Source organism: Microbacterium sp. 05T445, from assembly GCF_056395865.1.
Window position 1 is genome coordinate 1,160,653 of record NZ_JBFTKJ010000002.1, and the last position, 21,135, is coordinate 1,181,787.

The 21,135-nt window shown below is 71.7% G+C and carries 19 protein-coding genes; 18 read left to right on the plus strand and 1 reads right to left on the minus strand.

Annotated features, from left to right (window positions below; translation table 11 throughout):
* Window positions 1-44: 44 nt before the first annotated feature.
* From AC1DDU_RS14940 to AC1DDU_RS15010, 15 genes are all read left to right on the plus strand, one after another.
* Complete coding sequence (locus tag AC1DDU_RS14940) at window positions 45-950, plus strand: carbohydrate ABC transporter permease (protein WP_477435431.1); 906 nt, start codon at window positions 45-47, stop codon at window positions 948-950.
* Window positions 940-1,878 carry a carbohydrate ABC transporter permease gene (locus tag AC1DDU_RS14945; protein WP_477435433.1) on the plus strand — a complete coding sequence of 313 codons (939 nt, stop codon included), beginning with the start codon at window positions 940-942 and terminating at the stop codon, window positions 1,876-1,878. Before AC1DDU_RS14940 ends, AC1DDU_RS14945 begins: the two co-directional genes overlap by 11 nt.
* Complete coding sequence (locus AC1DDU_RS14950) at window positions 1,875-2,855, plus strand: ROK family protein (RefSeq protein WP_477435435.1); 981 nt, start codon at window positions 1,875-1,877, stop codon at window positions 2,853-2,855. Before AC1DDU_RS14945 ends, AC1DDU_RS14950 begins: the two co-directional genes overlap by 4 nt.
* Complete coding sequence (locus AC1DDU_RS14955; RefSeq protein WP_477435437.1) at window positions 2,839-4,416, plus strand: M81 family metallopeptidase; 1,578 nt, start codon at window positions 2,839-2,841, stop codon at window positions 4,414-4,416. The genes AC1DDU_RS14950 and AC1DDU_RS14955 overlap by 17 nt, the downstream gene beginning before the upstream one ends.
* A complete protein-coding gene (locus AC1DDU_RS14960) occupies window positions 4,413-5,756 on the plus strand; it encodes an alpha-L-fucosidase (RefSeq protein WP_477435439.1) in 1,344 nt (447 codons plus the stop codon). Before AC1DDU_RS14955 ends, AC1DDU_RS14960 begins: the two co-directional genes overlap by 4 nt.
* Window positions 5,753-6,472: a copper homeostasis protein CutC gene (locus tag AC1DDU_RS14965; RefSeq protein ID WP_477435441.1), complete on the plus strand. Its 720-nt coding sequence runs from the start codon at window positions 5,753-5,755 to the stop codon at window positions 6,470-6,472. Before AC1DDU_RS14960 ends, AC1DDU_RS14965 begins: the two co-directional genes overlap by 4 nt.
* 92 nt (window positions 6,473-6,564) lie before the next feature.
* Window positions 6,565-8,397 carry a 5'-nucleotidase C-terminal domain-containing protein gene (locus tag AC1DDU_RS14970; RefSeq protein ID WP_477435443.1) on the plus strand — a complete coding sequence of 611 codons (1,833 nt, stop codon included), beginning with the start codon at window positions 6,565-6,567 and terminating at the stop codon, window positions 8,395-8,397.
* Between the two features lie 39 nt (window positions 8,398-8,436).
* A complete protein-coding gene (locus tag AC1DDU_RS14975; RefSeq protein ID WP_477435444.1) occupies window positions 8,437-9,153 on the plus strand; it encodes a copper homeostasis protein CutC in 717 nt (238 codons plus the stop codon).
* A gap of 79 nt (window positions 9,154-9,232) precedes the next feature.
* Window positions 9,233-10,345 carry a hypothetical protein gene (locus tag AC1DDU_RS14980; protein ID WP_477435446.1) on the plus strand — a complete coding sequence of 371 codons (1,113 nt, stop codon included), beginning with the start codon at window positions 9,233-9,235 and terminating at the stop codon, window positions 10,343-10,345.
* Between the two features lie 524 nt (window positions 10,346-10,869).
* Window positions 10,870-12,459: a metallophosphoesterase gene (locus AC1DDU_RS14985; protein ID WP_477436852.1), complete on the plus strand. Its 1,590-nt coding sequence runs from the start codon at window positions 10,870-10,872 to the stop codon at window positions 12,457-12,459.
* 163 nt (window positions 12,460-12,622) lie between these two features.
* Window positions 12,623-13,462, plus strand: a complete 840-nt coding sequence (locus AC1DDU_RS14990) for a peptidoglycan-binding domain-containing protein (protein ID WP_477435448.1) — start codon at window positions 12,623-12,625, stop codon at window positions 13,460-13,462.
* 71 nt (window positions 13,463-13,533) lie between these two features.
* Window positions 13,534-14,091: a DNA polymerase III subunit gamma/tau gene (locus AC1DDU_RS14995; RefSeq protein ID WP_477435450.1), complete on the plus strand. Its 558-nt coding sequence runs from the start codon at window positions 13,534-13,536 to the stop codon at window positions 14,089-14,091.
* Entirely contained in the window at window positions 14,088-14,462 is a 375-nt protein-coding gene (locus AC1DDU_RS15000; protein WP_477435451.1) for a bacitracin resistance protein, read from the plus strand. The genes AC1DDU_RS14995 and AC1DDU_RS15000 overlap by 4 nt, the downstream gene beginning before the upstream one ends.
* A gap of 132 nt (window positions 14,463-14,594) precedes the next feature.
* Window positions 14,595-16,199: a phosphoglycerate dehydrogenase gene (gene serA, locus AC1DDU_RS15005; protein WP_477435453.1), complete on the plus strand. Its 1,605-nt coding sequence runs from the start codon at window positions 14,595-14,597 to the stop codon at window positions 16,197-16,199.
* Window positions 16,200-16,221: 22 nt separating this feature from the next.
* Window positions 16,222-16,704 carry a DUF2867 domain-containing protein gene (locus tag AC1DDU_RS15010; protein ID WP_477435455.1) on the plus strand — a complete coding sequence of 161 codons (483 nt, stop codon included), beginning with the start codon at window positions 16,222-16,224 and terminating at the stop codon, window positions 16,702-16,704.
* A gap of 27 nt (window positions 16,705-16,731) precedes the next feature.
* Here AC1DDU_RS15010 and AC1DDU_RS15015 read toward each other — a convergent pair whose 3' ends face one another.
* The gene (locus AC1DDU_RS15015; RefSeq protein WP_477435457.1) at window positions 16,732-17,277 is read right to left on the minus strand and encodes a TetR/AcrR family transcriptional regulator; all 546 of its coding nucleotides are present in this window, start codon (window positions 17,275-17,277) and stop codon (window positions 16,732-16,734) included.
* 63 nt (window positions 17,278-17,340) lie between these two features.
* Here AC1DDU_RS15015 and AC1DDU_RS15020 point away from each other — a divergent pair, with 63 nt between their 5' ends.
* From AC1DDU_RS15020 to AC1DDU_RS15030, 3 genes are read left to right on the plus strand one after another with little or no spacing between them, the layout of a single operon-like run.
* Window positions 17,341-18,882: an MFS transporter gene (locus tag AC1DDU_RS15020; protein ID WP_477435459.1), complete on the plus strand. Its 1,542-nt coding sequence runs from the start codon at window positions 17,341-17,343 to the stop codon at window positions 18,880-18,882.
* Between the two features lie 7 nt (window positions 18,883-18,889).
* A complete protein-coding gene (locus AC1DDU_RS15025; RefSeq protein WP_477435460.1) occupies window positions 18,890-19,954 on the plus strand; it encodes a 3-isopropylmalate dehydrogenase in 1,065 nt (354 codons plus the stop codon).
* Window positions 19,955-19,993: 39 nt separating this feature from the next.
* A complete protein-coding gene (locus AC1DDU_RS15030; protein WP_477435462.1) occupies window positions 19,994-21,109 on the plus strand; it encodes a branched-chain amino acid aminotransferase in 1,116 nt (371 codons plus the stop codon).
* Window positions 21,110-21,135 lie beyond the last annotated feature (26 nt).

A 21,135-nucleotide genomic window follows, 5' to 3' on the forward strand; every position in this document is an offset into this window, starting at 1 on the left:
GGGTTCGGCGACGAACCCTCGCAAGTGAGCAAGAGAGCAGAGCAATGACGACCACGACGAAACGTCGCGGGTCGCTCGCCAGGGCCGAGGCCCGCCAGGCGCTGGGCTTCGCAAGCCCGGCCCTGGTGGGGCTCGCCCTGTTCACGATCGTGCCCGTAGGGCTCTCGATCGTGATGAGCGTCTTCGACTGGCCGACGTTCGGCGAGCGCGCCTTCACCGGTGCCGACAACTACGTGACACTGTTCACCGACAGCCCCGACTTCTGGCCGGCGCTGCGCAACTCCGCGGTGTTCACCCTGCTGTACGTGCCGTTCAGCATCGCGCTCTCGCTCGTGCTCGCCATCGGGCTCGGGCCGCGCATCCGCGGCCGCGGCGCCCTCCGCGTCCTGTTCTTCATCCCGGTCGTCGTGCCCATGGTGGCCAACGTCCTGGTGTGGAAGATGATGCTGCAGCCGCAGGGTCTGTTCAACGGGCTCGCGCAGAGCTGGTTCGGAGTCACGCTCCCGAACTTCCTGGCCGATCCGACCTGGGCGATGATCATGGTCGTCGCGATGAGCGTGTGGCAGGGCCTCGGCTACAACATGCTGATCTTCTCGGCCGCACTGGAGCAGCTCCCCGAGAGTGTGCTCGAAGCGGCGAGCATCGACGGCGCCAAGGGCTTCCGGCTCATCTGGAGCGTCATGATCCCGATGATCTCGCCGTCGATCTTCTTCGCCACGATCATGACGATGATCACCGCGCTGCAGGTGTTCGCCCAGCCGCAGCTGCTCACCGGCGGCGGTCCCGGCAACGCGACCAAGCCGCTCGTGATGTTCATCTGGGAGCAGGGCTTCACCTTCGGCGACCTCGGACTCGCGGCGGCCGCCGCGTGGATCCTGTTCGCGATCATCATCGTGATCACCGGTCTGCAGTTCACCGCCCAGAAGAAGTGGGTGCACTATGAGCACTGACACCGACATCGAGACCAAGGTCGAGGAGTCCCTCCTCATGACCTCCGACGACGAGTTCGTCGTCGAGCAGTCCGGCCGCCGCAGGGCCGTCACCCGCACGGCGGGCGAGCGCGTGCGCCTCGTGATCGCCCACGTCTTCATCTATCTCGCCGCGCTGATCTTCGTCGCGCCGCTGGTCTACGCGTTCTTCTCGGCGCTCAAGCCCAACGAGGAGATCTTCTCCATGCCGCCCACGCTGGTGGGCTCGCAGGTGAAGTGGAGCAACTTCGCCGACGTCTTCGCATACGGTCCGTTCCTCACCTACATCGGCAACTCGCTGTTCGTGGCGGTGGCCGGCACGCTGGTCGTGCTGATCGTGTCCACGACGGCCGGCTACGCGTTCGGACGTCTGCGGTGGAAGGGCCGCGACGCCGTGTTCGTGCTGTTCCTGGCGACCCTGATGGTTCCGGCCGAGGTGCTGGTGATCCCGATGTTCCAGGTGATGCAGTGGTTCGGCTGGGTGAACACCTACCAGGCGCTGATCTTCCCGTTCGCGTTCACCGCGTTCGGCACGTTCCTCATGCGGCAGTTCTTCCGCGGCATCCCGTTCGAGCTCGAAGAGGCCGCCCGCGTGGACGGGGCGGGTCCGGTGCGGACGTTCCTGAAGATCATCCTCCCGCTTTCGAAGTCGGCGGTCGCCGTGCTCGCGGTGTTCACCTTCCTGTCGTTCTGGAACAGCTACCTCTGGCCGCTGATCGTCACGGTCGACTACGCCACGCTGGGCACGCTCCCCGTCGGCCTCGCGAGCTTCTCGGGGCTCACCGGCACCCGTTGGGACCTCCAGATGGCCGCGGCGATCATCTCGATGATCCCCACCACGATCCTCGTGATCGTCCTTCAGAAGCACCTGGTGAAGGGCATCGCGATGGCCGGGCTGGGCGGCCGATGAGCGGGTCCGCAGCATCCCCCGGTGTCGTGGCAGGCATCGACATCGGGGGCACGAAGACCGCCGGCGCGCTCGTCGCGGCCGACGGGACGGTGCTCGCCCGGGCCACGCGCGACACGCCGGCGCGCACCGGCGGCCCGGCGATGGCCGAGACCGCGGCGCTCCTGGTCGAGGAGCTCGCCGACGGCGCCGGCGTGCGCCCCGACGCGGTCGGCGTCGGGGCAGCGGGTGTCGTGGACCCCCGCACCGGCACGATCCGTGCGGCATCGGACATGTTCGTCGACTGGGCGGGCTTCCCGCTGGGCGAGCGCCTGGGCGACCGGCTGGAGGTCGAGGTGCGCGTCGAGAACGACGTCAACGCATTCCTCCTCGGCGAGGCCGCCTGGGGTTCGGGGCGCGGCACCGACGTGCTCGGCGTCATGCTCGGCACCGGGGTCGGCGGTGCGCTGGTCCTGGACGGAAAACTCCGCCACGGCCCGTACGGCGCGGCCGGCGAGATCGGCCACACGCCCGGCTACGGCGACCTGCTCTGCACGTGCGGGCGCATCGGCCACCTCGAGACCATGTCGTCGGGCACGTCCATCGCGCGCCGCTACGGCGCAGCCACGGGGGAGGCGGTGTCGTCGGCCCGAGCGGTCGCCGATCGCGCGCGCGCCGGAGACCCGGTGGCGATCGAGGTGTTCGCCGAAGCGGGCCGTGCGGTGGCGCTCGCGTGCGTGTCGGCTGCGACACTGGTCGACGTGTCGCTCGCGGTCGTCGGCGGCGGCGTCGCGTCCGCGTGGGACCTGCTCGCGCCGGCCGTCGAGGCCACCCTGATCACCGACCCGCCCGTGTCGGGCGCTCCGCTGCGGATCGTGCCGGGCACGCTGCGCGCGGATGCCGTCGTGCTGGGCGCCGCGGCGCTGGTCGCGGCATCCGATCCTTCCCCCTCCTCAGCCCCGTTCGCAGAAGGTGAGCTCCTCCGTGACGTCGCGTCCTGACCACCACGAGATCTGGAAGGGCCCGCTGAGCCCGCTGCGCCCGGGCGGGCTCGCCCGACCGCGCATCGGCATCGGCGGCATCTCGATCGAGTCCAGCACGTTCTCGCCGCACATCTCGGGCGACGAGGCGTTCACGATCCGCACCGGCGATGAGCTGCTCGCGTACTACCCGTTCCTCGCCGAGGGTGAGGAACTGCGGGATGCCGCGGAGTGGGTGCCGCTGACCCACGGGCGGTCGCTGCCCGGCGGCGCGGTCGACCCGCAGACGTACCGGCGCATGAAGCAGGCGATCGTCGACGGCATCCGGGCGGAGGGACCGTTCGACGCGTTCTTCTTCGACATCCACGGGGCCATGAGCGTGGTCGGCATGGACGATGCCGAGGGCGACCTCGCGACCGCGGTGCGCGAGGCGCTCGGACCCGACACGCTGGTGTCGACGTCGATGGACCTCCACGGCAACGTGTCGGACGAGCTGTTCGACGCTGTCGACCTCATCACGTGCTACCGCATGGCCCCGCATGAGGACTGGATGAACACCAAGCAGCGCGCGGTGCACAACCTGCTCGAGCGGCTGCGCGGGGACGCCGGCGCGGATCCCGACGCGCGACGCCCGTACAAGGCCTGGGTGCGTGTCCCGGTGCTGCTGCCCGGCGAGAAGACCAGCACGCGCCTGGAGCCCGCTCGCGGTCTGTACGCGACGATCCCCGACATCGAAGACCTCGACGGCGTCGTGGACGCCGCCGTGTGGGTCGGGTACGCGTGGGCGGACGAGCCCCGCTGCCACGCCACGGTGATCGTGACCGGGGACGACCGGGCTGTGATCGCGCGCGAGGCCGAGCGTCTCGGACGCCGGTACTGGGACGCGCGCGACGACTTCGCGTTCGTGGGTCCGACGGCGAGCCTCGACAGCGCGCTCGACAAGGCCCTCGCCGACGGCGCGCCCCGTCCGTACGTCATCTCGGATTCGGGCGACAACCCGACCGCCGGTGGCGCCGGAGACGTCTCGTGGACCCTCGGACGCCTGCTCGAGCGCGCCGACCTCGCCGATCCGGCGCGGACGGTGCTCGTGGCATCCGTGTTCGATCCGGAGGCCGTGCGCACCGCGCAGTCGGCGGGCGTCGGTGCGACGGTGACCCTGCAGGTCGGCGGACGAGTGGATGCCGGCCCTCGCGGCCCCGTCGAGCTCACCGGCGAGGTGTTCTCGGTCACCGAGGGCGACCCGGTCGCCGGGACGCAGGTCGTGGTGCGCGCCGGTGCGGTGCACGCGATCGTGACCGCGCGACGCAAGCCCTTCCACCACCTCGACGACTTCCGCATGCTGGGCCTGGACCCGGAGGCCGCCGACATCGTCATCGTCAAGATCGGCTACCTCGAGCCCGAGCTCTACGATCTCGCCGCGGGCTGGACGCTCGCGCTCACGCCCGGCGGCGTCGACCAGGATCTGCTGCGCCTCGGGCACTCGCGCCTGCGGCCGGGGACCTACCCCTTCATCACCACCGACGACGAGCCCGACCTCGCGGCGCTCGTCGCCCGACGCCACGGCACGGAGGCCCGCGCGTGAACTTCGAGACCCGCACCGGCCCCGATCTCGGCGACGCCGCTCCGCAGTACCCCGACGCCACCGTCCCGGAGTGGTACCGCGACGCCAAGCTGGGCTTCTTCGTCCACTGGGGGCTCTACTCCCTGCCGGCGTGGGCGCCCGCCCACCCGCCGGGAGGCGTGCCCACCGAGGACGCCTACGCCCATCACCAGTACGCCGAGTGGTACGCCAACACGGTGCGCATCGCCGGCAGCCCGACGTGGCGGCGCCATCAGGAGCTGTACGGCACGGGAACCAGCTACGAGGACCTCGCGGACCGGTGGGACACCGGCGGTTTCGACGCCGATGCGTTCGTGGCCTCGCTGGTGGATGCGGGTGCCCGGTATGTCGTCCCGACGACCAAGCACCACGACGGCTTCTGCCTGTGGGACACCGCCACCACGACGTTCAACGCGGCGCGACGGGGACCGGGGCGAGACCTCATCGCCGAACTGCACGAGGCGACCCGCCGCGCCGGCACCCGATTCGGCGTGTACTTCTCGGGCGCGCTGGACTGGCACGTCAGCGACTTCCCGCCGATCGAGTCCGACACCGACCTGTTCCGGTTCCGGCGCGCCGACGAGTGGTTCTCCCGCTACGCCGCCGCGCAGCTGGACGAGCTCGTCGAGCGGTTCCACCCCGATCTGCTGTGGAACGACATCGAGTGGCCCGACGGCGGCAAGGGCTCCGACGACTACGCGGTCGCGGCGCTGCTGCGTCGCTACCTGGCGACGGTGCCCGACGGCGCCGTCAACGACCGCTGGGGCGTGCCGCGACACGGCTTCCTCACGCGCGAGTACACGCACGTGGCCGACATCGTCGAGCAGCCGTGGGAGTCCACGCGGGGGCTCGGCTACTCGTTCGGCTACAACCAGGCCGAGGACGCGAGCCACTCGCTGTCGGGCGCCGAGCTCATCCGCCTGCTCGCGGACGTCGTCAGCAAGAACGGCAACCTGCTCATCAACGTGGGGCCGCGCGCCGACGGGTCGATCCCCGAGCTGCAGGAGCGTGCCATGCGCGAGCTGGGCGCGTGGCTGCGCCGTGACGGCGAGGCGATCTACGGCACCCGCCCCTGGGTGCGCGCCTTCGAGGAGACCGGAGCGCCTCGTGCGTACACGACCTCCGGCGACGCGGTCAACGTCATCGCGCTGGACCCGGCCGTCGGTGCGCTGGAGCTGCCGGGCGAGCTCGCCGGGCGCCGTGCCCGTTGGGCCGACGGCGTCGAGGCGGTGCTCGAGCAGCATGACGACGGCCGCGTGCACGCGGTCATCCCCGATGCGCTCCGTGCCGACGCCGCGGTCGCGCTGCGCGTGACGCCGTGAGTGCGCCGATCGTCGAGATCGCCGTGCAGGACGCCGTGGGCGCCCGCACGGCGATCGACGCCGGCGCCGATCGGGTCGAGCTGTGCCAGGCCCTCGTGGTCGGCGGGCTCACCCCGTCGGTCGGGACGATCGACGCGGTGTGCGCGGCGATCGGCGCCGAGAAGGTCAACGTTCTGGTTCGCCCGCGGGGCGGCGGCTTCGTGTACGACGACGCGGAGGTCGCGCTGGTCGCGGCCGACATCCGCGCGTGCGTCGCCCGCGGTGTCGGGGGCGTCGTCGTCGGCGCCCTGGACGGGCAGGGCGGACCCGACCGCGAGGCGCTGCGCCGATGGCGGGATGCCGCCGGCGACGCCGCGCTCGTGTTCCACCGGGCGATCGATGCCTCGCCGCGCAGCGGAGAGGTCTTCGAGGCCCTGCTGGCCGAGGGGACGGACCGGGTGCTGACCTCCGGCGGCGCCGTGCGCAGCATCGCGGGCATCGAACGGATCCAGGCGTACGCGCGCCTGGCCGGCGATGCTCTCGAGGTCACCGCCGGCGGAGGCGTGACGCCCGCCGACATCCCCCACCTCGCCTTCGCCGGCGCACGCGCCGTGCACCTGTCGGCGCGCCGCCTGACCGGGATCGACGCGCCCGCGGGGCCCGGCGGAGGGACCGCCGGTCACGAGGTCACCGATCCGGAGATCGTGGCGGCGGCGGTGGCGATGGCCCGCGGCTGAGGCCGCGCGGCCGTTTGCTGAGAGTTTCCTCATCGACGGACCCTTGTCGGTGGCTGCGCGCGCGTGGTGTGATCCTCGCCATGGGAGAACACATGCCTGATCACGCGTCCGAGCCCGACCTCGCCCCCGACACCGATCCGTCGCGGTCGGGGCTCAGTCGCCGCAACTTCCTCGTCGGCGTCTCCGCGGCGAGCGTGCTCGCGGCAGCCGGGTGGGTCCAGTCTCCGAAGGCGGTGGCGGCGCAGGGCGGCAAATCGGTCACCATCACGATCATGGGCACGTCCGACATCCATGCGAACGCGCTCAACTGGGACTACTACAAGGACGCCGCGTACAGCGACAGCGCGGGTAACACGATCGGCCTCGCGCGCGTCTCGAGCCTCGTCAACCAGATCCGCGCGGACCGCGGTCACGACCACACGCTGCTCTTCGACGCCGGCGACACCATCCAGGGCTCGCCGCTCGGCTTCTACTACGCCACCGTCGATCCGGTCGACGTCTCGGGGGCGATGCATCCGATCGCCGCCGGATTCAACGCGATCGGGTACGACGCCGTGGCGCTGGGCAACCACGAGTTCAACTACGGCCTCGACTTCCTGGACTACTGGATCTCCCAGCTGGACGCCCCGGCTCTGGCCGCCAACGCCGTGCATGCGGGCACCACGGAGCCCGCCTTCCGCCCCTACGTCGTCAAGAAGATGCATGTGCCCGGCTACAAGCCGATCCGGGTCGGCGTCCTCGGCCTCACCAACCCGGGCGTGGTCATCTGGGACAAGGCGAACGTCAGCGGCCGCGTCGACGTCCTCGACGTCGTCGAGACGGCCGCGCGCTGGGTGCCGGTCATGCGCGCCGAAGGCGTCGACGTCGTCGTCGTCAGCGTCCACGCCGGCGACAGCGGCCTGTCGTCCTACGGCACCGACATCCCGGTCGAGAACGCGTCGGCGCTGCTCGCCGAGCAGGTGCCGGGCATCGACGCGATCCTGTTCGGCCACGCCCACCTCGACATCCCGCAGCGTTTCGTGACGAACAAGACCACCGGCAAGCAGGTGGTCATGAGCGAGCCGAAGAACTGGGGACAGCGACTGAGCGTCTTCGATCTGACCCTCACGATCGAGCGCGGTCAGTGGGTCGTGAAGGGCGCGACCTCGCTGACGGTCAACACGAACACCGTCGCCGACGACCCCGCGCTCGTGGCCGTCGTGAAGGCGCAGCACGACGCGGTCGTCGCGTACGTCAACACGCCGGTCGCGACGTCGACCGAGGTGCTGTCGGCCGCGGAATCGTGCTGGAAGGACACCGCGATCCTCGACTACGTGCACCACGTCCAGATCGACACCGTGTCGAAGGCGATCGCGGGCACGCCCGAGGCATCCCTCCCGATCATCTCGCTGGCGGCGCCGTTCAACCGCGCCGCCACGTTCCCGGCCGGCCAGGTGACCATCAAGGACGTCGCGGGTCTCTACATCTACGACAACACGCTGCTGGGGTCGGTCCTCACCGGGGCGCAGATCAAGGACTACCTGGAGTACTCGGCGAAGTACTTCCTCACCGTCGCCCCTGGCGCCCCGGTGGCGCCCGCGACGTGGACGAACGCCCTCGGCACGCCGGACTACAACTTCGACCAGTTCTCGGGGGTGACGTACGACATCGACATCTCCCAGCCGCAGGGCTCGCGCATCGCCGACCTGGCGTTCCAGGGGGTGCCCGTCGCCGCCGATCAGCGCTTCGTGGTCGCGGTGAACAACTACCGCCAGTCCGGCGGCGGCGGATTCCCGCACATCGCGGCGGCGCCGGTCGTGTACAACGCCCAGGTCGCGATCCGCGAGGCGATCGTGGCCTACGCGTCGGCGACGGGGGTCATCGACCCCGCCGACTTCCACGTGGAGAACTGGAAGCTCGTGCGCGCCGGCGTCCCGGTCTTCTGACGCCTCACCGCGGGACGCGGCTGCGGCTAGGCTCACGGCATGTCTGCAGCACGCCCCGTCGAGATCGCCGTCCAGGACCCTGCGGGGGCGCGAGCGGCGATGGCCGCCGGTGCCACGCGCCTGGAGCTGTGCCAGGCGCTGGGCGTCGGCGGTCTCACCCCGTCGCTCGCGACCCTCGAGAGCGTGCTCGCCGCGGTCGACCCCGCGGCCGTGAACGTGCTGGTGCGTCCCCGCGGGGGCGGCTTCGTGTACAGCCCCGAGGAGGTCGCGCTGATCTCGGCCGACATCCGCGCGTGCGTCGAGCGCGGCGCGGGCGGCGTGGTGGTCGGGGCGCTCGACGCGTCGGGCGGGCTGGACGTCGACGCCCTGCGCCGATGGCGGGATGCCGCCGGCTCGGCCACGCTCGTGTTCCATCGGGCCGTCGATGCCGCGGCCGATCCCGCGGCCGTCTTCGATGCGCTCGTCGCCGAGGGCGTGGAGCGCGTCCTCACCTCGGGCGGCGCGGCACGCGCGATCGACGGACGTGACATGCTCGCGGCGTTCGCGGCCCGATCCGGGCAGGTGGAGGTGATGGCGGGCGGCGGCGTGCGCACGGAGGACATCGCCGCGCTGTTCGCGGCCGGCGTCGACGCCGTGCACCTGTCGGCGCGCACGCAGGCGGGGATGGACGCGCCGTCCGGGCCCGGCGGCGGCTCGGCCGGGCACGATGTCACCGATGCCGCCGTGGTCGAAGAGGCGGTCGCGGCCGCCGGCTGAGGCATCCGGCCCGACGGTGTACACCCGATGATCGCCGTCGCGCCCGCGCCGGTTCACCTCGGGGCGTCACCGTCAGGGCGTGCGCGACACCCACCGTGTGACGACATTCCTCGCGGCATCCGCTGTGCTCCTGGGCGTGGCGGCGCTCGGCGGCGGCCCGGTCGGTGCGACCGAGCCCGCCACGGCCGAGTCGGCGGCGGTGACGATCACCGAGGTGGCGCCCGCGGGCGTCGACGGTGCCGCAGACGGGTTCTTCGAGCTCGCGAACGAATCGGATCGCCCGGTCGACCTCACCCGGTTCTCGGTCTTCCGGTGCGACGGCGAAGGGCTGCGGGCACGGCGCACGGAACCCGAGGCAGACCTCCACGGGGTCGTGCTGGGGGCGGGGGAGCGGCGCGCGTTCGCCACATCACGCCTGGACGAGCGCGGGTACGGGCTGATCCTGATGGACGCGGCGGGCGAGAAGGCGGATGCCGTCGCGGTGTTCACCGACGACCCGGCGCCCACCCTGTCGGAGTGCGACGGCGGCGCGGAGCTGCCGGTCACGACGGCCGCTGCGCTCGACGAGAGCTGGCAGCGGGTGGCGGAGCCGGGCGCGCAGCCGACATGGGTGCGCGCGGGAGCGACGCCCGGCGCGCCGAACCGCCGCGCCGACCCGCCGGATACGACGGTGCGGGTGGACGAGATCGCGGCCGCCGGGCCCGCGGGGCGTGGGGACGACTTCGTCGAACTGCGCAACACCGGCGACGCGGACGTCGACCTCGGTGGCTGGCGCCTGTACCGCTGCACCGCGACCGGGGCGGCTCCCGCGGCGGCGCTGCAGCACACGTCCCCGCGGGTGCGGTGCTCGCGCGCGGTGGACGCCTGGTGGTGGGCGGCCCCGGATTCGGGGGCGTCGCCGACGTGCGCACGTCGACATCGCTCGCGGACACCGTCTCGGGGGCGCTCCTCGTCGACGCCGAAGGCCGCCGCGTCGACGGCGTGGGCGTGTCCTCTCACGAGGACACCGCGTGCCAGACCCGCGGCGACAAGCTCGCCTCGACCCTCGACTACCGCACGGGTCAGAGCTGGCAGCGACAGGGCGACGGCGGCTTCACGATCGCGCCCCGGACCCCCGGCGCGGCCAACGCCGACGCCGAGGCATCCGTCGTCCCGGCGTTCTCCTACGGCCCGGCACCCGCGGTGGCCGTGAGCGAGATCGCCACCGACCCGCAGATCGAGCGGATGCCGCGGCGCAACTACGTCGAACTGGCCAACTTCGGCACGCAGGACGTGGACATCTCGGGGTGGACCGTGATCGCCTGCGGCGCGGACGGGTTCCGCCGTGTCGACGATCTCGCGGTCGTGGTCCCCGGCACGGTCCTGGCGCCCGACCGGACCTGGACGGCCGCCCTCGTGGGCACATCGGCCGCCCTCACCGCCGACGCGCACTACCGTGAGCCGCTCGAGCTGGCCGGCGCCGGGGTGTGGGTCGAGGATGCCGCAGGCCGCCGGGTCGACAGCGTGGGCGTCTATCACCGCAACGAGATGGACGGCAGCATCGATCGTCCGAGCGCCTGCAGCAAGGGCCTCGCGTTGCCGACCTTCGCGGTCGACCGGCTGCGCGCGGAGACGCTGCAGCGCGTCGCGTTCACGGGCGACGACGCGAGTGACTTCGTCCCGGCCGTCGCCACGCCCGGCGTGCTCGCGCAGCCCCGGCCGCCGGCGCCGGGCGAGATGATCTCGCACGCGTTGTCGGTCGCGCATTCCGGTGCCGCGGACGCGATCACCGGGCAGGTCGCGGCGTCGCGAGCGGGCGTGGCGGCCGGGGCACCGATCAAGGTCGTCGAGGCGTTCGCCGGAGCTTCTCCTGAGCCCCTTCTCACGAGGGCTGCGCCAGGGGAGCGAAGGGTCGGCGCGGCTGCGCTCGAGGCGCGCGACGACGGGTACGACCTGCCCTATGTGCGCGTGCGCGTCGCCCTGCCCGAGCACGGTGGGACCGTGTCGTGGCAGGGGCGCACGGTCGGACGCGCCGAGGTGCGGCTGTCGGTGTGGGCTCCGGCATCCGCCGCCGCAGGCCCGGCGGGGTGGCGCGCCCTCGACCAGTTCGCCGGTGCGGCGACGGCGACGGATCCCGAGGCCCGCGCGGCGGTCGCTCTGGAGGGGACGGTGCGCGCCGACGAGGTCGTCGCCGGCACGGCCGACCTCCTCGTGCAGGTCGTGCCGCGCTCGGACTCGGCCGCCGCGGGCACCGAGGGCCTCGCCGATCCCGCGGACTACGACGTCGCGATCGGCCACATCACCGACACCCAGTACTACTCCGAGGCCTACCCGGAGGTGTACGCGGGGGAGGTGGCATGGCTGGCCGAGAACGCCGCCGCGCGCAAGATCGCGTTCGTGACCCACACCGGGGACCTGATCCAGAACTGGGTCGATCCCGGCCAGACCGAGGAGCGCGCGCGACGGGAGTTCCGTCTCGCGTCGCAGATGCAGGCGGTGCTGGACGCCGCCGGCATCCCGAACAGCGTGCTGCCAGGCAACCACGACAGCAAGCGCGGCGTGACCCGCGAGCTGTTCAACGACTACTTCGGACCGGCGCGCTACGCCGACCGGTCCTGGTACGGCGGATCGATCACGCCCGACGACAACGGCGCCAACTGGTCGTCGTTCGACGCGGGCGGGGCCCGATTCGTGATGATCTCGCTGCCGTACGCCTACGCCGAGCGCGAGATCGCGTGGGCCGAGGAGGTCGTGGCCGCACACCCGGATGCGAACGTCGTGATCTCCACGCACGAGCATCTGACTCCCGCCGGCGAGGACCAGGAGGCCGAACGGTCCACGACGTCCCGCTGGGTCTCGCACGGCGACCTCCTGTGGGAGCGGGTCGTCGCGCCCCACCGGAACGTCGTGCTCGTGCTGTCGGGGCACTTCCACGGCGTCGGAGCGATCGTCACCGAGAACGCCGGCGGGATCCCGGGGCACACCGTGCTGGAGGCGCTCGCCGACTACCAGGAGTTCCGCACGCCGACGGGGGAGCGGGCGACGGGCTTCCAGCGGCTGCTGCAGGTCGATCTGGCCGCGGGCGTCCTCGCCGTCGACACGTTCTCCGTGCCGTTGGACGCCTCAGCGAGCCACCCGTACGACTACGCACAGTTCGTCCCCGACGACGGGAACGAGGCGACGCCGTCGAACGAGCGCCCGTGGCGGATCCTCGCGCAGGGCCTGCAGCAGCGCTACACCGAGGCCGACGACGCCTTCGCCGTGCCCCTCGCGCTGCAGCATGCCAAGGCGCTTCAGACCGACGCGCTCGTCCTCGTGCCCCGCTGAGCGGCACCCCTGGTAGGCGTCGGTCTTCCGCGGTAGACAGGCCACCGGGACCGCACGGACTCCGGCCGCCGCGACTCGGGCGTATCAACGGAGGGTGCCGGCTTCTCGCAAGAGGAAGGCGCGCGCTTCCGCGAGCGCCGTGCAGACGACAGGAGAGGTCATCATGAACGTCGAACCGTGGAGCACCGTCCACCCGGGGTCGGACGCCGGCGTCGTGCCCGGCATCCAATACCTTCTTCGCGCGCACGGACACGCGGTGGTCGTCGACGGCGCGTACGGCCCCGCGACGACGGCCGCGGTCACCGCGTTCCAGACCGCGCAGGGGATCCCCGCCGACGGGATCGTGGGACCGATCACGTGGCCGCGCCTGGTGATCGCGGTCCAGCAGGGGTCGCACGGCGACGCGGTGCGGGCCGTGCAGCAGTTCGGCCTGGTGCCCTCGCCCGGCATCGACCCGCTCGTCGTCGACGGGGACTTCGGTCCGATCACTGCGGACCGCGTCCGTTTCTTCCAGGAGTCGTGGGGACTGACCATCGACGGCGTGGCCGGTCGCGAGACCTGGTCGTTCCTCAGCACCTTCGTCCCGGGCGCGCGCCCGTGGGCGCTGGTGAAACAGGGCGCGACGCAGGCCACGAACTGGCGGGTGCTCGCCGCGCAGTACCTGCTGCGCGCGCACGGCGCGACGATCGCCGCCGACGGCTCGTTCGGGCCGCAGAGCGGTCAGGCCGCCCGCGCATTCCAGCAGACGCTGCGTGCCGTCGAGATCTCGACGACCCTCGGGCAGCTGGACTGGCCGAGCCTCATCATCACCGTGCAGCAGGGCGACCACGGCGATGCGGTCCGCGCCGTGCAGACGCTGCTCAGCGGGCTCGCCGTCGACGGCGACTTCGGTCCGCTGACCGATGCGGCCGTCCGCGACCTCCAGCAGGTCTTCCTGCCGCCCGCCGACGGCATCGTCGGACCCCAGACCTGGCACACGCTGATGATCCGGTTGTTCGACTGACCCGATCGCCGGATGCCGCAGTCCGGCCGATCGCCACACGGTCGGCCGGAGCGCGGCACTACGCTGGGAACGTGACGACCGGCCGCGACGACGACGCCCTGACCTGGGACGGCGACGACGATCCCACCCTCGACGTGGGCGCATCCGCCGCAGGCGAGCCCGCCGTGGGCGAGCCCGGCGACACCGCCGCCGACGAGACCGCCGCTCCCGTTCTTCCCGAGGGCTACACCGCCGTCGGCCGCGGCGCAGACACCGTGGCCCCCGCCGAGGCGACGGAGGCGGCATCCGCGGCTACCGACGCGCCCGCGAGCGACACCGGCGCAGAACGCCCGTCCGTCGGCAACGGCGCCCTCGTCGCGCTCGGCGTGCTCGGCGGCATCTACGCCCTCTTCGCGATCGGCTGGCTGATCGGCGGACTGCGCCTGCAGGGCCGCGCCCAGTACCTCGTGCTGGACGTGATGTACCAGGGGAGCCTGTGGCTCGCGGTGCTCGCGCCCGTGCTGTGGTTCGCGACGACCCTGCTGCTCACGCGCACCTCGCGCGCCTGGGTGCGCTTCGCGTGGCTGGCCGCAGGCGTGGTGCTGCTGCTGCCGTGGCCGTTCGTGATGATCGGGGCGATCGGACAATGAGCGAGAACATGACGGATGCCGCGGCTCCCGCCGCGAAGAAGGGCAGGACGCCCACCTGGCTCGTCGCCACGATCACCGGCGCCGTCGGCCTCTTCTACGCCTACGCGGTGTGGAACGCCATCGGGAACCTCGTCGCCACGCTGGGCGTGTTCGGCAACGCGGGGCTCACGCTCAACGCGCTCGGCTGGTTCATCTGGATCTTCGCGGCCGTGTTCCCGCTGGTGGTGTGGGGCGGCGCCTTCGCGGTCGGGTACCGACGGGCTCCGCACGAGCTGCTGCTGGTGATGGTCACCGGGCTCGCGCTGGTGGCCGTGTTCTGGCTGAACGTCGTCGCGTACACGACGCTCAACTCGGCGTCGTTCCTGGGCTGAGCGCCGTCACACGGTCGGGGCGTCCGGTACGCGCGAGGTAGGCTGGCACAGGCCTCGCCCCCGACGGCGTGCGGCGCGGCATCCGGTCTGCCCTGCTCCGCGCGTTCGCGCACCGCCCCCGAAGGAACACCCGTGCCGAAGCCTGTCGTCCTCATCGCCGAAGAGCTCTCTCCCGCCACGATCGACGCCCTGGGTCCCGATTTCGACGTGCGCAACGTCGACGGAACCGACCGTCCGGCGCTGCTGTCGGCGCTCGCCGAGGCGAACGCCGTGCTGATCCGCTCGGCGACGAAGATCGACGCCGAGGCGATCGCGGCCGCTCCCGTGCTGAAGGTCGTCGCGCGTGCCGGCGTCGGCCTCGACAACGTCGACATCAAGACCGCGACCGCCGCGGGCGTCATGGTCGTCAACGCGCCGACGTCGAACATCATCTCGGCGGCCGAGCTGACGGTCGGCCACATCCTGAGCCTGGCCCGCCGCATCCCGGCGGCGCACGCGTCGCTGTCGGACGGCGCCTGGAAGCGCAGCGCCTACACCGGCACGGAGCTGTTCGAGAAGACGGTGGGCATCATCGGCCTCGGCCGCATCGGCGCGCTCATCGCCGCTCGCCTGCAGGCCTTCGACATGCGCGTCGTCGCGTACGACCCCTACGTCACGAGCGCCCGCGCCCAGCAGCTCGGCGTGCAGCTGCTGACGCTGGACGAACTCCTCGAGCAGAGCGACTTCGTCACGATCCACATGCCCAAGACGCCCGAGACGACCGGCATGATCGGCACCGAGCAGTTCAAGGCGATGAAGCCGACGGCGTTCGTCGTCAACGTCGCCCGCGGCGGGCTCATCGACGAGGAGGCGCTGCACGCGGCGCTGACCGCGGGCGAGATCGCCGGCGCGGGCCTGGACGTCTTCACGTCGGAGCCGCCCGCAGCGGGCGGCACGGCCGCGGCCCTGCTCAGCCTGCCGAACGTGGTCGTCACGCCGCACCTCGGCGCCTCGACCGAGGAGGCCCAGGAGAAGGCCGGCGTCTCGGTCGCCCGTTCGGTGCGCCTGGCCCTCGGCGGTGAGCTCGTGCCCGACGCCGTGAACGTCGCCGGCGGTGTCATCGACCCGTACGTGCGTCCCGGCATCCCGCTCGTCGAGAAGCTCGGCCAGATCTTCTCGGCCCTCGCCCGCTCGCCCCTCACCAGCCTCGACGTCGAGGTGCACGGCGAGCTGCAGGCGTACGACGTCAGCGTGCTGAAGCTCGCCGCGCTCAAGGGTGTCTTCACCAACATCGTCAGCGAGACCGTGTCGTACGTGAACGCGCCGCTGCTGGCCGACCAGCGCGGGGTCGAGGTGCGCCTGCTCGTCGACGACGACAGCCCCGAGTACCGCAACGTCATCACGCTGCGCGGCGCGCTGTCGGACGGGTCGCAGCTGTCGATCTCGGGCACCCTGACCGGACCGAAGCAGGTCGAGAAGCTCGTCGGCATCAACGACTACGCCATCGAGCTGCCGATCGAGACCAACCACATCGTCATGCTGTACACCGACCGCCCCGGCATCGTGGCCGTCTACGGCCAGCGGTTCGGCGACGCGGGCATCAACATCGCCGGCATGCAGATCGCGCGGCAGGCCGCCGGCGGCCAGGCGCTGTCGGTGCTCACCGTCGACTCGCCGGTGCCCGACGAGCTGCTCGACGAGGTGCGCCAGGCGATCCAGGCCGACCTGTTCCGTCAGATCGAGATCACCGAGTCCTGAGCCGCGACGCCGGGGCGAGGCGATGACACGCGAGGACGAGGCTGCGGGCGCACCGGCGTTGCGCAGCCTCGCCTTCGAGGGGTGGACGCGCTTCGACTACGGCGACGTCATGCTCGCGTCGCTGCCTCCGCGGGCGACCACGGATCCACGGGTGTGGGCCGAGACGCTGTTCTCGCCCGCGACGGCTCCGCTGTGGGTCAAGGCGGCGATGGGCCTGCGCATCGTGGTCGCGCCGCTGCTCGGTCTCGAAGGCGCTCCCCGCGGGGTGTTCGACGTCCATCGGGTGCAGGGCGACGAGGCGCTCATCGAGTACGTCGACGCGCACCTCACCTTCCGCTGCGGAGTGGGGGTGGATGCCGCAACCGCCGTCGTGCGGGTGACCACGGTGGTGCGGTTCAACGACTGGCGCGGACGTGTGTACTTCACGCCGGTCTCGCTGCTGCACCCGCTCGTGGTGACCTCGATGCTGCGCCGGGCGCGGCGTGTCCTCGCCCGCGCCCGATGACGGCCGGCGGTCGCTCTCGCTGAGGGGTCAGGGACGCGCGGCGCGCTCGACGAGTGCGACCAGGGCGTCCAGCGCCTCGCCGCGGGGGACCGGTCCCGGGATCGACCCGCCCGACAGGGCGTTGTTGAAGTACAGGCCGTCGCTCACGAGCATCACGAGGTCGAGCGCCGTCGCGTCCTTCGTGTGGGGTTCGAGCACGGCGGCCCAGTCGTCGCGGATGCCGCGCAGCGCGTCGCTGGCGGCCGCGTTGCCGCCCTGCGCGAGCCGTGACGTCGCGAGGATCGCACGATCGATCGGGTCGTTCGCCATCACCGAGGTGTGCAGGAAATAGGCGATCGGTCCCTCGGGCGCGGCGGCCATGAGGTCGACGTCCTCCCGCACGAGCCCTCGCAGGCGCGCGATGAGGCCGGCCTCGAGGGCGTCCTTCGTGCCGAAGTGGTAGAGGAGGCCGCCTTTCGAGACGCCCGCGGCGCGCGCGGCGGCGTCCATCGTGGCGGCGCGCTCGCCCTCCTCGATGAGGATGCGCTCGAAGGCGTCGAGCACCTTCTCGCGGGCCAGGGGAGGGCGACTCATGGCCACGATCGTATCGACAGGGGCATCGGCATCCTGTTACTATACCGGCTGGACGGTATAGAAATGATGACTCTCACTCAAGAACTCTCGCTCGCCGACGCCCAGGGCCGGAAGGTCGGCTGGCGCGGCTGGGCGGCGTTGATCGTGCTCATGCTGCCGGTGCTGCTCGTCTCGGTCGACAACACCGTGTTGAGCTTCGCGCTGCCCTCGATCGCGCTCGAGCTCGGCCCTACCAGCGTGCAGCAGCTGTGGATCATCGACGCGTACCCGCTCGTGCTCGCCGGCCTGCTGGTCACCATGGGAACGCTCGGCGACCGGTTCGGGCGCCGACGGATGCTGCTCATCGGCGCCACCGGCTTCGCCGCCGTCTCGGTGCTCGCGGCGTTCGCGCCGAGCGCCGCGTGGCTCATCGCCGCGCGCGCGGCGATGGGCGTGTTCGGCGCGATGCTGATGCCCTCGACGCTGTCGCTGCTGCGCAGCATCTTCACCGACCGCGACCAGCGGCGCCTCGCCATCGCGGTGTGGGCCGCGATGTTCTCGGCCGGCGCGGCGCTGGGCCCGATCGTCGGCGGACTGCTGCTGGAGCACTTCGCATGGGGCTCGGTGTTCCTGCTCTCGGTGCCGGTGCTGATCCCGCTGCTCGTGTTCGCGCCCCTCCTCGTGCCCGAGAGCCGCGACCCGAACCCGGGCCGCATCGACCCCCTCAGCATCGCGCTGTCGATGGCCACGATGATCCCCATCGTCTACGGCATCAAGGAGCTCGCGGTGCACGGCCTCGCGCTCGGCGCGTGGATCCCGATCCTCGTGGGCATCGGCTTCGGCGTGCTGTTCGTGCGACGGCAGCTGCGGGCGGCGAACCCGATGCTCGACATGCGCCTGTTCGGGCTCGGCACCTTCAGCGGTGCGCTCATGGTCAACCTCCTCAGCGTGATCGCGCTCGTCGGCTTCCTCTTCTTCGTAGCCCAGCACCTCCAGCTGATCGTGGGGCTCACCCCGATGCAGGCCGGGCTCGCCCTGGTTCCCGGGCTCGCGATGATGATCGTGTCGGGCCTTGCGGTCGTGCCGATCTCGAAGCGGTGGCCTGCCCGCGTGGTGATCCCGGTGGCGCTCGTCTTCTCGGTGATCGGGTATGTCACCGTCGCCTTCGCGACGGGCCCCGAGAGCGTCGGCGTCCTGGTCGCGGCGTTCGTCTCGCTCGGCATCGGGATCGGCGCGGCCGAGACGGTGTCGAACGAGCTGGCGCTCGCGAGCGCCCCGCCGGCGAAGGCCGGCGCCGCCAGTGCAGTGTCGGAGACCGCGTACGAGCTGGGCGCGGTGCTCGGCACCACGGTGCTGGGAGGCATCCTGACGGCGCTCTACCGCGCCAATCTGGTCGTACCGGACGGGGTGCCGGACGCCGCCGCCACGGCCGCGTCCGAGACACTGGCCGGCGCCGTGCACGCGGCCGACGCGATCGGCGGCAGCACCGGGCAGGCGCTGTTCGACGCCGCCGCGACGGCCTTCGACGCGGGGGTGACGGTCACCGCGCTGATCGGTGCGGCCCTGGTCGTCGTCGCGGGGGTCATCGCGGCCACTACCCTGGGAGGGTCCCGCCAGAAGTCGTAGGAGCACCATGTCGCGTGTCGTGAAGCTGGCCGTCATCCCGGGTGACGGCATCGGTCCGGAGGTCATCGCCGAAGCGGAGAAGGTGCTCGACGCCGCCACCGCGGGAAGCGGCATCCGCTTCGAGAAGAACCGCTTCTCGCTGGGCGCCGCGCGCTTCCTCGAGACCGGCGACACGCTCACCGGCGACGACCTCGACGCGATCAAGGCGCACGACGCGATCCTGCTCGGCGCGGTCGGCGGAGTGCCCGGCGACCCGCGGCTGAAGAACGCGAACATCGAGCGAGGCCTGCTCCTGAAGCTCCGGTTCGAACTCGACCACTACGTCAACCTGCGTCCGTCGAAGCTGTACCCCGGCGTGCCGGGACCGCTCGCCGACCCGGGCGAGGTCGACTTCGTCGTGGTGCGCGAGGGCACCGAGGGTCCGTACGTCGGCAACGGCGGCTCGATCCGCACCGGCACCCCGCACGAGGTCGCCAACGAGACGTCGGTGAACACGGCGTTCGGCGTGGAGCGGGTCGTGCGGTACGCGTTCGACCTGGCCGAGCGCCGGAGCAAGAGGCTCACCCTCGTGCACAAGACGAACGTGCTGGTGCACGCCGGCGGCATCTGGAAGCGACTGGTCGACGAGATCGCGCTCGAACACCCGGACGTGACCGTAGACTATGTCCACGTCGACGCGGCCACCATCTACCTGGTCACGAACCCGGGCCGATTCGACGTGATCGTCACCGACAACCTCTTCGGCGACATCCTCACCGACCTGGCCGGCGCCGTCACCGGTGGCATCGGCCTCGCCGCCTCGGGCAACATCAACCCCGACGGCGCGTTCCCCTCGATGTTCGAGCCCGTCCACGGTTCGGCGCCCGACATCGCAGGACAGCAGAAGGCCGACCCCACGGCCGCGATCCTCTCCGTCTCGCTGCTGCTCGACCACCTCGGGCTGCGTGACGAGGCCCAGCGCGTCACGACCGCCGTCGAGGAGGATCTGGCCGCACGCGGCACATCCGAAGCGGGCGCGACCCGCACGACGACGCAGATCGGCGACGCCATCGCCGCCCGGCTCCAGGCGTAACCTGAGATCACGTCGATCCACCGACAGAGGACTCCACCCATGACGACCACCGACCTCCACCTCCAGGCCCCCTCGGCAGCGGGCCTCGTCTGGAACGTCACGCCCGACACCGATCCGACGCCCGACGCCGAGCGCGAGGCGATCCTGGCAGACCCGGGATTCGGTCAGCACTTCACCGACCACATGGTCGACATCTGCTGGTCCGAGAAGGGCGGATGGCACCGGCCGCGCGTGCAGCCGTACGGGCCGATCCCGCTCGACCCGGCCGCGGCCGTGCTGCACTACTCGCAGGAGATCTTCGAGGGGCTCAAGGCCTACCGTCACGCCGACGGGTCGATCTGGACGTTCCGCCCCGACCGCAACGCGGCCCGCCTGCAGCGCTCGGCACGCCGTCTGGCGCTGCCGGAGCTTCCCGCCGAGTACTTCCTCGACTCGCTGCGCGAGCTCATCACCCTCGACGGCGCGTGGGTGCCGACGGCGCCCGAGACGAGCCTGTACCTGCGTCCGTTCATGTTCGCGAAGGAGGCGTTCCTCGGCGTCCGCGCGGCGAAGAAGGTCGCCTACTACCTCATCGCCAGCCCCGCCGGTGCGTACTTCACGGGCGGCGTCCAGCCGGTGAGTATCGCGCTGTCGACTCGTTACGCCCGCGCCGGCCACGGCGGCACCGGCGCGGCCAAGACCGGCGGCAACTACGCGTCGAGCCTCCTGCCGCAGGCCGAGGCCTACGAGAAGGGCTGCCAGCAGGTGCTCTTCCTCGACGGCGAGTACATCGAAGAGCTCGGCGGCATGAATCTCGTGCTCGTGACCAACGACGGACGCCTCATCACGCCGCAGTCCGACTCGATCCTCGAGGGCATCACGCTCGCCTCGATCCTCCAGCTCGCCGAGGACCGCGGCCTGGTCGTCGAGCAGCGCAAGGTCTCGATCGACGAGTGGCGCGAGGGTGCGGCATCCGGCAGCATCATCGGCGCGTTCGCATGCGGCACCGCCGCGGTCGTCGTGCCGATCGGCAAGCTCGTCGCCGACGACTACGAGATCGTGCACGACGGCGAGGCGGCGTCCGAGCTGGCGCTGTCGCTGCGCGAGGAGCTCACCGGCATCCAGTACGGACGCGTCGAGGACCGCCACGGGTGGCTGGTCCGCCTCGACGGCTGAGACCTGCTCACGACGAAGCCCCGCGG

What these genes read in the sequence shown, in the direction of transcription:
- AC1DDU_RS14940 (WP_477435431.1), top strand. Translation starts at nt 45, where the DNA reads ATGACGACCACGACGAAACGTCGCGGGTCGCTCGCCAGGGCCGAGGCC.
- AC1DDU_RS14945 (WP_477435433.1), top strand. Translation starts at nt 940, where the DNA reads ATGAGCACTGACACCGACATCGAGACCAAGGTCGAGGAGTCCCTCCTC.
- AC1DDU_RS14950 (WP_477435435.1), top strand. Translation starts at nt 1,875, where the DNA reads ATGAGCGGGTCCGCAGCATCCCCCGGTGTCGTGGCAGGCATCGACATC.
- AC1DDU_RS14970 (WP_477435443.1), top strand. Translation starts at nt 6,565, where the DNA reads ATGCCTGATCACGCGTCCGAGCCCGACCTCGCCCCCGACACCGATCCG.
- AC1DDU_RS14975 (WP_477435444.1), top strand. Translation starts at nt 8,437, where the DNA reads ATGTCTGCAGCACGCCCCGTCGAGATCGCCGTCCAGGACCCTGCGGGG.
- AC1DDU_RS14985 (WP_477436852.1), top strand. Translation starts at nt 10,870, where the DNA reads ATGATCTCGCACGCGTTGTCGGTCGCGCATTCCGGTGCCGCGGACGCG.
- AC1DDU_RS14990 (WP_477435448.1), top strand. Translation starts at nt 12,623, where the DNA reads ATGAACGTCGAACCGTGGAGCACCGTCCACCCGGGGTCGGACGCCGGC.
- AC1DDU_RS15000 (WP_477435451.1), top strand. Translation starts at nt 14,088, where the DNA reads ATGAGCGAGAACATGACGGATGCCGCGGCTCCCGCCGCGAAGAAGGGC.
- AC1DDU_RS15010 (WP_477435455.1), top strand. Translation starts at nt 16,222, where the DNA reads ATGACACGCGAGGACGAGGCTGCGGGCGCACCGGCGTTGCGCAGCCTC.
- AC1DDU_RS15015 (WP_477435457.1), bottom strand. Translation starts at nt 17,277, where the DNA reads ATGAGTCGCCCTCCCCTGGCCCGCGAGAAGGTGCTCGACGCCTTCGAG.
- AC1DDU_RS15020 (WP_477435459.1), top strand. Translation starts at nt 17,341, where the DNA reads ATGATGACTCTCACTCAAGAACTCTCGCTCGCCGACGCCCAGGGCCGG.
- AC1DDU_RS15025 (WP_477435460.1), top strand. Translation starts at nt 18,890, where the DNA reads ATGTCGCGTGTCGTGAAGCTGGCCGTCATCCCGGGTGACGGCATCGGT.
- AC1DDU_RS15030 (WP_477435462.1), top strand. Translation starts at nt 19,994, where the DNA reads ATGACGACCACCGACCTCCACCTCCAGGCCCCCTCGGCAGCGGGCCTC.